The 12791-nt window shown below is 49.9% G+C and carries 10 protein-coding genes; 1 reads left to right on the top strand and 9 read right to left on the bottom strand.

Annotated elements, in window-relative coordinates:
• Positions 1-14: 14 nt before the first annotated feature.
• A complete protein-coding gene (locus tag BN1360_RS13635) occupies positions 15-1094 on the bottom strand; it encodes a tetraprenyl-beta-curcumene synthase family protein (protein ID WP_082790063.1) in 1080 nt (359 codons plus the stop codon).
• A gap of 403 nt (positions 1095-1497) precedes the next feature.
• Between BN1360_RS13635 and BN1360_RS13630 the strand changes: the two genes are divergently transcribed.
• A complete protein-coding gene (locus tag BN1360_RS13630; RefSeq protein WP_195714261.1) occupies positions 1498-1638 on the top strand; it encodes a hypothetical protein in 141 nt (46 codons plus the stop codon).
• 678 nt (positions 1639-2316) lie between these two features.
• Here BN1360_RS13630 and glpX read toward each other — a convergent pair.
• The 8 genes from glpX to BN1360_RS13590 form a co-directional block, all read right to left on the bottom strand.
• On the bottom strand, positions 2317-3309 hold the full coding sequence (glpX, locus tag BN1360_RS13625) for a class II fructose-bisphosphatase (protein ID WP_068780400.1): 993 nt from the start codon (positions 3307-3309) through the stop codon (positions 2317-2319).
• Positions 3310-3357: 48 nt separating this feature from the next.
• The gene (locus BN1360_RS13620; protein WP_068780399.1) at positions 3358-4188 is read right to left on the bottom strand and encodes a pyruvate, water dikinase regulatory protein; all 831 of its coding nucleotides are present in this window, start codon (positions 4186-4188) and stop codon (positions 3358-3360) included.
• Positions 4189-4215: 27 nt separating this feature from the next.
• Complete coding sequence (locus BN1360_RS13615; RefSeq protein ID WP_068780398.1) at positions 4216-4860, bottom strand: helix-turn-helix transcriptional regulator; 645 nt, start codon at positions 4858-4860, stop codon at positions 4216-4218.
• A gap of 269 nt (positions 4861-5129) precedes the next feature.
• Positions 5130-6146 (bottom strand): LacI family DNA-binding transcriptional regulator, encoded by a 1017-nt coding sequence (locus BN1360_RS13610; RefSeq protein WP_068780397.1) that lies wholly within the window; start codon positions 6144-6146, stop codon positions 5130-5132.
• 613 nt (positions 6147-6759) lie between these two features.
• Positions 6760-7791, bottom strand: coding sequence for a glycoside hydrolase family 18 protein (locus tag BN1360_RS13605; protein ID WP_068780396.1), 1032 nt, complete (start codon positions 7789-7791; stop codon positions 6760-6762).
• A 25-nt stretch (positions 7792-7816) separates the two neighbouring features.
• Positions 7817-10432 (bottom strand): transglutaminase domain-containing protein, encoded by a 2616-nt coding sequence (locus tag BN1360_RS13600; RefSeq protein WP_068780395.1) that lies wholly within the window; start codon positions 10430-10432, stop codon positions 7817-7819.
• 9 nt (positions 10433-10441) lie between these two features.
• Positions 10442-11464 carry a carbohydrate-binding family 9-like protein gene (locus BN1360_RS13595; RefSeq protein WP_068780394.1) on the bottom strand — a complete coding sequence of 341 codons (1023 nt, stop codon included), beginning with the start codon at positions 11462-11464 and terminating at the stop codon, positions 10442-10444.
• A gap of 13 nt (positions 11465-11477) precedes the next feature.
• Positions 11478-12764 carry an alpha-L-fucosidase gene (locus BN1360_RS13590; RefSeq protein ID WP_068780507.1) on the bottom strand — a complete coding sequence of 429 codons (1287 nt, stop codon included), beginning with the start codon at positions 12762-12764 and terminating at the stop codon, positions 11478-11480.
• Positions 12765-12791 lie beyond the last annotated feature (27 nt).

The raw sequence follows: 12791 nt of genomic DNA, 5'->3' as shown, positions 1-12791 counted from the left end.
TTTAAATGCGTAAATTACAGGCGTTTGCGGATCCACTTGCTATTGGCGAAGAAGAACAGCCTCATCAGCGGGCTCCTTTTCATCAAACGCTTAGAAACATCATAGATTTCCTGCTGCTGGCTCACCTTAGGATCTGATAAATACAGGGCCAGCAATCCTTCGATAATCATTCGGTGAAATGACGATGCAGGAAGCTTCTTAATGTCATGGCGAGCACCTTCTACAATGTAGGCTATCCGCTGCAGCATTATTTCCTTGCTGTCATAGTAACTGCAGAAATTCAGATCCCCGCCAATCTCATCTTCCTCCTGATCAATCAAATAATCAAGCATAATATGTAGACCACAAACATGCGGGAAGTAAGCATCGCGAATCGTCTCGGCGCTGCCTTGATCCAACTCCTTGTTACTCGCTGCCAGAAAAAGCATAAATACCCCTAATGTCGAGCCAGTGGCGGCAGCAAATTCATTCCACTGTAAATGAGGGGTACGTTCCTTGTGTTGATCCCACCACTGGATGAGGGCATCTTCACGAAGACTCGGCTTAATATGCTTGTAAACCTGAAGATCAGTGTACAACCCGACGAGATCCTGGATATAGGGCTTTGCCGCAAGATATCCCGGCAGTAAAGCAATATTGTCCCGGCAAGTCTGGACAAGCTGGTGCAAATACCCTCCATCATCCTTTTCTTCACGCAAAGCATAATAATCTTCAAGCTCAGTCCTCGGATTCACTGCGTCCAGCATGCTTTGATGCAATAAACGAAAATCATCAGCATTCATTGAAGTACTTCGATCACATAAATTATCTAAATAATCGCTGATCGTTTGAAAAGCAACAATCAATGGAATTAAAATATGTCGTTTCGGCAAATTCGCCGCTGCATATACTGCCCCACCCTGACAATGAAATTCCTTTGTCTGAATGCTGGCCAGCGCCTGCTTTCTCAGCTCTGGATCAGGAATCTCCCCTGCGACCTTCCTCCAACCTTCCAATTCCTTGCGCACATCGGGAAGTATAAACTTATACACCCGGCTCATTAGCCTTAGCGGCTCGCGCGGGAACTGGTTACGGTCCTGCTCAAGTTCAATCAATGGCCTGCCTCCACAACGTTGATAGATCTAACACGGTCCATCTGCATACTAAAAACCATTCTAATTATAATATGTTCCATCTTAATGTACAAATAAACTAAATCACATGCTTTAACTTTTAGATAAATTTCGTGCTATACGAAGAAACCAGCATTCACAGACTCGATTTGCCTACTTATGTCGGCCCAATGTCGGCCCAAAAAGCCACTACCCTACGATTACAGCAGCTTAACAGGGAATTTGGGCTACCTCGACGTTGCGTAGTTCACCAGGAGCCTAGACCACCTGCGGCGTTACAGCAATTCACCTTGGGCCTTGGACTACCTGCGATGTTGCACAGTTCACCCGAAGCCTAGACTACTTGCGATGTTGTACAGTTCACCCGAAGCCTGGACTACCTGCGATGTTGCACAGTTCACTCGAAGCCTGGACTACTTACGATGTTGCACAGTTCACCAAGGAGCCTGGACTACCTGCGGCGTTACAGCAATTCACCGTGGGCCTTGGACTACCTGCGATGTTGCACAGTTCACCCGAAGCCTAGACTACCTGCGGCGTTACAGCAATTCACCGTGGGCCTTGGACTACCTGCGATGTTGCACAGTTCACCCGAAGCCTGTACTACCTGCGATCTTACACTGCTCACCAGGAGCCTGGACTACTTACGATATTGCACAGTTCACCCGAAGCCTGTACTACCTGCGGCGTTACAGCAATTCACCGTGGGCCTTGGACTACTTACGATATTGCACAGTTCACCCGAAGCCTGTACTACCTGCGGCGTTACAGCAATTCACCGTGGGCCTTGGACTACCTGCGATGTTGCACAGTTCACCCGAAGCCTGTACTACCTGCGATCTTACACTGCTCACCGGAATCTTGCTGCGGTTCGGACTTTTGCTTTTATTCTAACGAAACTACAGATCGTTATTTCCACAAAAACACCAACAAAAATATTTTAACGAAACACCATAGCGTTATTTCAACAATATTCTGACTTTCAGCCTTCAATTGCCTCCAATAGCGTTACCCTGTTTCGTTAGATTTAGGAACGACCCTTTTGACCACGAATAACGATACCCTGTTTCGTTAGAGCAAAAAAAATCGGAGGAACCTGACTAGGATAGTCAAGCTCCTCCGCAAATAAACGGAGTTATAACAAAATAACAACTACATTGGAAAAGTTGGAAAAGATACTCCGACCGGAATCGGCCGCTTGTTGCTACATGGCCTCGGCATGTCTGAAGCCCGCATCCAAATCAATCCCCTTGCTTGGCAGATAATGAATGCTGCGGATATACCGGATCGTGCGGCTTTGTGCCCGCATAATGACCGAATGGGTCTCGGCCCGGTCATTGCCGATAAATCGTACCCCGGTCAGAAATTCACCGGTACTTACGCCGGTTGCTGCGAAGATCACATCGCCGGTACCGACCATATCCTCCATGTGCAGGACCCGCAGCGGATCGTCCAGCCCCATCATATGACAACGCTGCAGCTCGAACGGCCCCTGAGGCAGGAGTCGGCCCTGCATCTCCCCGCCAAGACATTTGAGAGCGGCTGCGGCCAGCACCCCTTCGGGCGCTCCACCGGAGCCCATGTATAGATCCACTTCATTGTCAGGCAATGCAGTAGCTATCGCTCCCGCTATATCGCCATGATCGAGCAGCTTCACACGCACGCCAGCCTGACGCAGACTGTTGATCAAGCCTTGATGACGTTCCCGGTCAAGCACCATAATCTTAAGCTCGGATATCGCCTTGCCCGTAATCTGACTGGCTTTCTGTAAAGTAACATCTACCGGATCTTCAAGGCTAAGCTTGCCGGCCAACTGCGGACCACAAGCCAGCTTCTCCATATAAATGTCAGGCGCGTGCAAAAGGCTCCCTCTATCCGCAATCGCGATAACAGATTGCGCATTCTCCAGACCGCGGGCAACTACCTCGGTCCCCTCCAACGGATCTACCGCTACATCTACGGAAGGTCCTTGCTTGTTCCCGACCTTCTCGCCGATATAGAGCATCGGTGCATCATCCATCTCCCCTTCACCGATGACCACCGTCCCGTCAATCGATACGGAATCGAACATGGAACGAATAGCTGTGGTAGCAGCTTGGTCAGCAGCATTCTTATCACCTCTGCCAATGAAGCACGCGGAGGATAAAGCCCCCATTTCAGTTACACGTACGATCTCCAAAGCTAATTCCCGTTCCATTTGATTTCCCCCCAGTTAATAACGATTAGATCAATATAAACCCTTTGATTAATTTCCTAATTCATCTTCCGGTGAATCTGAAATATGCCCCATAATAACCCCGGCGGTCTCCTCAATTGCTTTGTTCGTAATGTCAATGACCGGGCAGCCCAGCTTGGCATACAGTGCCATCGCATATTCCGTCTCTTCGCGAATCCGCTCCAGACTGGCGTATTGGGAGCCCTCAGGCAACCCTAGCATCTTGAGCCGCTCGGAGCGAATCTTCAACATATACTCCGGCTTCATCGTCAATCCAATCACCCGGTTAGAAGGAAGACTAAGCAGTTCCTGCGGCGGTCCAACCTCCGGAACAACCGCATAATTAACCACCTTCTTGCCCCGGTGCGCCAGAAAAATACTAAGCGGTGTCTTCGAGGTCCGCGACATCCCGAGCAGCACGATATCCGCCTTCAGCATCGCTCCAAGATCGCGTCCATCATCGCAGGCGACCGTAAATTCAATCGCCTCCATTCTGCGAAAATACTTATCGTCAAGCTGATGCAACAGACCCGGCCGCTCCTGCGGCGAATCATCGAAGGTATCGATAAATGCCTGCATCATCGGCCCCATAATATCGACAATCCTCAGGTCCAGGCGGACAGCTTCTTCCCGAATCATCTCCCGCAGCTCGGGTTGAACAAGAGTATAGGCGACGAATCCGTTGAGCGGGGCCGTCTCCTCCATCAGCTTTCGCAGTTCATCCTCGCTTCTTACATTGCCGTAACGGCGAATTGTAACGCGCTGATTCTGAAACTGATGTATGACAGCCTGCACGACGGCATCCGCCGTATCCCCGATCGAATCAGAGACAATCGTAACATAATGCGAAGCTTGCTCCATTCTCCTTCTTCCCCCCGGTTTCACCCATTATCCATTGGCTTCTACTTCTAATATAAATTTAATGATTGAGGCTTTGGTCAATCTACCCACCAAGTCAGGTCCCGTACCTTCCTGCCCCATCTCACTCTGAACGACAACAGGTAAGCTATCTACTTCATAGAAAATCATCTTATGTGCTGCATCGAGCACCGAGTCTTCAGGAGACACAGTGACTACCTTGGACTGCCTGGTCATGACCATACTTACTGGCATCGATACTGCAGCAGGATTCCCTAACGTTACCTTAAGAAAATCCTTGCGTGACGCAACTCCGGCTAGCTTGCCGTCAGCATCACAGATCATAAGAGTGCCCACATCCTGCAGGAAAAGGGTCACAACAGCATCTTGAATTGTCGTAGCCTCACGGATAATAATCGGATTGCTCTGGATATCCTTGACCTTGGTCTCCTTCAGTAAATATCCTCCTGATAACCGGGCCGCAGCCTTCTTACCGGGGAAATAACCTACCTTCGGTTTCGCATCGATATATTCAAGCATGACCAGAATGGAGAGGTCGCTTCGAATCGTCGGCCTGCTCAGATTCAGGCTCTCCGCTATTTGTTCACCGGTGATCGGAGCCCTCTTCTTCACGATATCGATTATTTCCAATTGACGAGATGTCAGTTCAATCACAGGTTCCCTCCATTTCCGAATGCTAACTTTACTAAATATGACACTCTTATCGAAGTATATATATCCTAAATAACAGTTATTTGGATATGTATTCCTAAGAGATAAATATATAATACACAACATTGATCGAATAATCAATAAATAGTATGTCATATATAAAAATATAGGCATGTTTTACTTATAAACTTTATCGCGCAAAAAATAAAGCTATCCCTAAATTGAGATAGCTCCATCTTTATGTATTTATTTTGAAATATGACGTCTTAATATCAATCCGATATCTTCCAAAGCGATGATTCCTTAACAATCAGCTCTGCATTCAAGACAAAAAGCCTCTGATCGGCTAACCTGTTGTCATTAATCTGATCAATTAGTTTCTCAGCCAGCACCGAACCCATCATATATAGAGGCTGCTCCATCGAGCTGATTCTGGGCACAACATAGTTCGTCAGACGAATATTGTCTACACCTACAACGGCCAATTGCTCAGGGATTGATAGCCTCAGCTCGGCACAGGCTTTATACACGCCAAGCGCCATCTCATCATTAGCAGCAAATACAGCGGTGAAATCCTCACGCTGACTCCTTAGTCTTTTGAACGCCTCATATCCGCCATCCTCCGAGAAATCGCCGTTCTCGACCAAACCCTGTTCAAATGGAATACCTGCCTCTCCAAGAGCCTGGATGAATCCTTCCAACCGTTTAATGCTGTCGGTAGCTTCAGAGTAACCACTCAAAAAGGCAATCTTACGATGTCCTTGTTCGGTCAAATGGAGTATAACATCCCTGGCCAACGTAATGTTGTCTGTAAAAGAGCAAGGAATCAACGGATGTCCTACCTCCCGCCCGATTACAGCAAGGCGGTAGCCCTCCTCTGCATAAGAGCTTAGCTCCTCATCGGAGAGACTGGGAGTGACCATAATTAGAGCGTCTACCGTATGATTGACCAGAAAAGAAAGGAACTCCAGCTCCTTCGCCCTCTGGTTCTGAGCATCGCAGATCAGCACTCGATAATGGAGAGAATTCGCCATGTTCTCGATCCCTTTAATAATCTCCGCATAGTAAGAGACGAGTACATCCGAGACTACAACCGCTAGTGTCATCGTCTTGCGGCTGCGCAGCTGCTTGCCCATATTGTTAGGGATATACTCCATCTCGCGGATGACCTGCATGACCCGCTGTTCTGTCTTGGCATTCACCAGCTTGCTCCCGTTCAATACGCGTGACACTGTGGCCGGCGATACATTCGCCCGCTTGGCCACATCGATAATTTTAATATCCTTCATTGCCTCCGGTTACCACACTTTCATTGAAAAATACCAAATGCTATCCACAATCAACTCAGCGTCCCATTCACCTAAATTCTGCCACGTGATTTGCTATAGCTATAGGGTAACACAACTCCGGAGGGTTTATCGATAGTTTTCATTACAATCACATAGGCAAGCTCCCTTCCAAAAAATTTCTAATGAAACTACCGATCGTTATTTTCTCAAAACCAGTAGTCAATTAAATCTAACGAAACACCATATCGTTATTTAAGAGAAATCTTGGCTTCTGGCTGCTAATTTACTCTAATAGCGATACACTGTTTCGTTAAATTTCAAAAGAGGGCTTTTTCCCCTAAATAGCGATACCAAGTTTCGTTAGAACTGCTGATCAAGCGTCGAGGTCCCAAGACGGGATGCCTGAGATGAACAAATTGATGTGTTATGAATAAAACCCCCGCACAAAAAAGAAGGCCGCGGGCAGCAAGCATACCTGTAATCAGGATATATCCCCAACATGCAGATCATGCCGTTAACCCTCAGCCTTCTCAGTTATCAGATGAGCATGAGTAACGAGTAATACCGTTAAAGGGCCGCCACTGCGGCCCCTTCTCCTACTGTAAGATAAGTATTAGAGCCCGCGATACATCGCATCCAGCAAACGATGCGTGTTGTCGCAGCTATATTCCCAGAACATGACGCCTGCAAGTCCGTTTTCCTTCACATAGGTGCATTTATGCCCGATCGACTGTTCATCCTCATAGGATATGAAGCTCGATCCATTGAATAGATAGGGCGCCAATGCTTCTTCATCCCAATAACGAGTGTAACCGTTCTTGTTGATGTAGTCCTTGACCAAGGCCGTATAATCCGGACCGTACCCGCCCGTCGTGCCGGCCATTTGATGAAGACCCTGGTTGCGGCCAGGCACCTGATTCCACAAACGAGAATAAAAAGCAGCCCCGATTACAATCTTCTCCCTCGGCACGCCAGCGCGCAGGAACAGGTTTACCGAGGCATCCGTACTAATACGGAATAAATCCCCTGTCGACGTATACAAATTCGTATGATGTCCGGTCAATACCTGAAAACCGCCGCGCATATCATAGGTCATTAACTGTACAAAATCAAGGTATTGCTGTACCTGATCCATCTCGGTGCCGTCCACATAATATTGGTCAGCCCCGGCAGCGATAGTTAGCATATAATGGCGACCATCCTCTGCCCCTTTGGCGTCAAGCGCTTCCCGCATTGTCTTAAGCAGCAATGTAAAATTCGTCTTATCCGCCGGGCTGGAAGCAATTCCGGCTTCACTATAACAAGGATATTCCCAATCCAGATCTATCCCGTCCAACGGGTACTCCGTCAAGATACGTACCGCCGAATCGGCCATCTGTAATCTCCCAGCCTCAGTCGCAGCGGCTTCCGAAAACCCGCCAGCACTCCAGCCACCGACCGATAACAAAATGCTTAAATGAGGATATTGGCTTTTGATCTTCGGCAGCATTCCCAGATTGCGTAGATGAGCGGTCGAAATCCGCTGATCAACTACCTGACCAAAAGCGATGTTAAGGTGAGTCAGCTTTGCCAGATCTTCTTGAGTAATATCGGGGAGATGAGCATCGACGGCATAACCGGCGACGATGTAGCTGCGCTTGGTCATCTTTTCTTCACTCCATTCACAAAATTTATTGCCGAATCGCTGATAGCACTTGCAAGGCTTCCTTCCCGGTACCAATCTTGTATCCCGAGGCCGTGTAACGGATCTGATCTGCTCCATCCAGCACGAACAAATGCGGGAAGCCCGCTTCATGTGCCGGGGACTGCGAGATGATGTCCGACAAAGCAGCATAAGAAGCATCGCGGATAAACAGAGTCGATTTCGGCAGCTGTGGATAATCTGCCGGATCAAAGGAGGCGCTCCACTCGGCATCGCCGATGATCAATACGATAGGAGCATCAAGCTCTGTGAAGGCGGCAGTCAATTCTCCGATTTCACGGAACAGGTGCTTGGTTGGTTCGCGTTCCGGTTCGATCCAGGCAACCAGCGCCCCGCGATCACCGATCAGCTCGGCGAGCTGACAGCTGGCACCATCCAGCTTCGTCAGCACCGCTTGGCGATCCATCGTCCCCAGTACCGGAATTTCATGCTCCGCGTGTCGGAATGTTAACACCACATCCGTCTCCTCTTCGGCACGCACCTGGAAATAAGTGAAGCGTACCTGCACCGCTCCATCCTTCAAGCGTACCCCCGTTGTCATTCGGTATGAGCCCGGTTCCACCTCAAAAGGCTGATCGTATACATCCTTCTTCCCCTCGGCGAAGAGAAGCGTCTTATATACCCCCTGCTCCAGCCGTGCAAATGAGAAATTCCCAAAATACGCAGCCTCCGGAGTATCCGCAGAAGCTGAAGCATCCTTAAGCAATCTGATCCAACCCCAGGATTTAGCCGTTTCAGCTCGTGGAGCCGCTGCATCCAGAACAGCATCTACCCAAACCCCGTCGACCCAATATTGTGGCTTCAGCTCGCTTGGATGCAGCCGCGCCGGAATCCCCAAGCTGCGGCAAATGGCGACGAATAATATATCCAGTGAGATTGGGTCGCCAGCCATGAGCTTGAAGGTACCCACGGGATTACCTTTGCCCTTCAGGTTCGGCAGATCCTCGCGCCGACTGTATGGCCCGTCAAGACGGCGGGCCAGCACGGCTGGATCAGCCTTGAACGCTGCTGCTTCTTCGCTCGTGAATGTTTCCCGGAAGAAACGCTTATATGGAACGATCATTTCATGCAGCACTCGCGGACATAATACATACTGCGTAAACACATCCTCCGCAAGCCCCCCGCGTACCGCCAAAGATGCCTGTAAATGATCCGTCAGCGTATTTCGGAAGGTATCCACCAGATCCTTCTCATTCAGGCTCTCAAGCAGACGCAGCGGCCACTCTCCAAACTCTCTCGATTGCTCGCGCAGAAAAGCAGCGATCTCATGGCTGTTGCCGCGCGCTTTACACAAAACATCCCATACCCGATCCGCAGGCAGTCCTGCCTCTGCAGCCAGTTCCGATGCGGCCGCTTCGGTCATAAACGTATCCTCAAACGATGTGCGAATCTTCGTTCCTGCTTCCAGACGGCGGTTATGCTGCTGAATGCGTTCCTCGCTTAATGCCTGGACGGCCTCACCTTCCCGCTCTGGCGGGGGCACCATATCCAGGTCATGCGTTCCGGATGGCTGTTCCGTCTGATCCAGAACCATCTCGATACGGTCGCTATCGGCAACCGTTATCTTTTGCTCGCCCCATATCCCGTTCTTAACTGCTCGAATGAACAGATCGCCAAGGCCCGTCTTAAAGACGGTTTCTCCTAGTTCATTGGTCGGGATCGTAGCAATCGGGTAAAATTCAGCGGTATTATATAGCTCAAAGCGCACCTGCGCTTCGTTCACAGGCCGACCTTCCTCGTCTTTAACAGAGACAGTAATCGTACGCGTTGGAGCATAATTTTCAAGCAAATTGATTTCCGTGAACCATTCGTTGGCCAGCGTAATGTCTTCGGGTCCGGGATAATCGGCATAAATCCGCGTATTGATCAGCATCGCCCTCCGGGCAGGCGGGCTGAACCAGCCCTGGTTCAAGCGGGCCTCGGGCTCGCAAGCTCCGATATAGTACCAGGTCCCATCGGCCCACGCTTCCACCCAAGCATGGTTGCTGTCGCAATGCGCCCAGCGCGGCGTATATACCTGGCGAGCCGGGATACCGATGCTGCGGAGAGCAGCTACCGCAAGCGTCGACTCCTCGCCGCAGCGTCCGCGCGCATTTCGAATCAGCGACAGCGGCGCGATTGTGCGCAAATCGCTGCCGATATAGGTCGCCTTCTCATGGCACCAATAGTTCGTCTCCAGGATCGCATCGGTCATGGACAGCGAGCTCGTGCGCTCCTTCAATTCTTGATGCAAGATGCCCCGGGAATCCTCGATATTCTCCGTATTCACCCGATAAGGCAATACAAAATGCAAGAATAGATGGTCCGGCACCCGGCTCCCCCAAGGCATTGTCTTGCGGATTTCCAGCGACTGCCGCACATAGCTCAGGAATAAATCGCTATTATAATCCGCCATATCATTCACAGGCATATAAGCGTATAAATACTTAAGTGCCCACGCTTCTTCCTCAGTCAAGTCCTGTTCAAAAACATCGAACAGCTCATGCTCCTTGGCACGGGCCATTTCCCGCTTCACGCGCAGCTTGCGTTCTATTAGCTCCATCGTCTTAGAATCCAATGAAAATACAGAAGTCTGGTTCGTCATTTCTCCCGTTCACTCCTTCCACGCTTTTCCATCTTCGCGAATACAGTACATCGTCTTGCCATCCGTTGATGGGGCCGTTAGCTGGAACAGGCTCCGCGTCGTTTCTATCATTGGAGAGATGCTCCATGCATCCTCACCAAGCAGCAAGCCAAGCTCCTTCGTAAATTCACCATGCTGTTCGTAATAATTTCGCTGGCGATAATACAACCTGCGCAGTTCCCATTTGATCCGCTCATCCTGCGGCAGAACAAATGCACTTGGTCCATTGATATCGGCAAATACAACATATCCCCAAAGCTCAGGATAATGCATATTGATAATTCCCATCGGGGACCACACCCAGTTATCCTCAGGAAACGGCTTGCCTGTCTCCGGCTGGAGCACCTTGCTGTACTCCCCGTTCTTCACTTCCGTCTGCCATTCTACGCGGGAGAAGTTGACGCGCCAGAATTCGCCTGCGATCGGCGCACGAGTCTCCGGTGCGCATTCCTTCAGGATTTTCCACGGAATCGCTACCTCCACACTCCACTTCCGGTTCTCGGCATCCGGACGATTAAGCCCCCCATCGATATAAACCGCTGTTTTCAGCCCAGCGATATCCCAGCCATTCACTGGCGGCCCTCCATCCCGATAAGGCTTGACCAGCAGCAAATCCCATACCGTATTTAAAGCATTGATCTCGAATTCATAATACTGATGTGTATCCCCATCGGGATCAATGAAAATTTCGAAGTCATTATCATAGAAGATGACCGAATCACGTTCCGTCAGCGTGGCCCAAATCTGGTCCTCGATCAGCTCCGCCCCAAAATAGAAATAGTCATCGTCCCACAGCATTTTTACGCGGGTCTGCTTGGCCGGTCTCGGACGGAGGTCGCCTTCAATATCTACAAAATCCTCGGTCCACTCCGCTTTCTGCCAGAACGGCTTGTCGAGCCTTCCATCCAGACTGAGCGCCCCCTCAGCCCGCTGACAAATATAATGCTTCGGCGCATATTCGATCCTCGGCTCCGGTACTCCACTAAGATTCATACCTATTCCCTCCTCAGTTATGTGTAACGACAGCTCCGGAGCCCCCGTACATTTCAATTGCCTCATCAAATTCCAGCTTCAGCACAGTTACCTGCTCATGGGTATCCTCCGGCGTCAGATGAATCCAGGTCGTTCCCGGGATGTTGAACCAAGGCACACCGCCATGAATGTCATGCGTCAGCTCTTTTCCCGAATGGAGCACCGTAATTTTCCTGATCTTGTTGCACAGCCCCTTCAAGCATACATTTTCCCTCGGCTCATCGTACACAAACAGGTACAACGTCTTCCTGTCCTTGGACAACGTGCTCCCTCCCAGGTAATATCGCGTCATAATGCCTTCTACGGTACCATAGACCGCCTCCTCATGCGTGCGTATCCATTCGCCAAGGCCAAGCAATACATCCACCTGTCTCTGGTCGATCGTCCCATCCTCTCGAGGACCAATATCCAGCAGCATATTTCCGCCCATGGAGATGCAATCGCAGAACATGCGAATAATCTGGCTCAATGTCTTATAGTTATTGTCTGTCGGCACATACCCCCAGGAGCTGTTGATCGTCGTGCAAAACTCCCATGGCCCTTCGGGTCTCGTGATCGGCAGTCCCTGCTCCGGTGTCTTATAATCGCCGTGGCCTTGAAGCCGTGAATTGATGATCAAATCCGGGTTAAAGGACTTCAGATAATGCTTGAATTCCGGCAGGTTCCACTGCGCGGCGCTACGTTCCCAGTCCCCATCGAACCAGAGCAAATCCACCTTTCCATAATTCGTTAATATTTCTTTGAGCTGATTATTATTAAATTCGAGGAACTTCTGCCATTTCTCTGCATCCTGCACACCGTCCAGCGGGCTGGAGAAGCGATTGACCTTGCTCAAATCCTCCGGCATCTTGCCGCCTTCATATACGCTTGGATAATCCGGATGCGACCAGTCGATCAGCGAATAGTACATTCCGACCCGCAGCCCCTTCTTATGCATCGCCTCCGCATACTCCTTGATCAAGTCGCGCCCCGCCGGTGTGCGCTTCACCACATTCAGATCGCTATATTGCGTATCGAACAGCGCTACCCCGTCATGATGCTTGGTCGTTAATACGGCATATTTGGCGCCGGACTTCTCAATCAGATCCACCCACTCCTCAGCATTAAAACGCGAGGCGGTGAAGCCCCCCAACTGCTTCATATATTGCTCATACGATATTCTCCCGTTATAAAAAGACCATGATTCCGCTACACCCTCTACCGCGTAAATGCCATAGTGGATAAAAATGCCCAGCTTAGCATCCTCAAACCATTGCTGCATTAGGTCATCACCCTTCCGATTCATTCC

Origin of the sequence: Paenibacillus sp. GM2 (genome assembly GCF_900069005.2) — a bacterium.
In the GTDB taxonomy this organism is placed as follows: Bacteria; Bacillota; Bacilli; order Paenibacillales; family Paenibacillaceae; genus Fontibacillus.
Note: the sequence above shows the minus strand (reverse complement) of the source record. Positions and strands in the feature narration are given on the sequence as shown.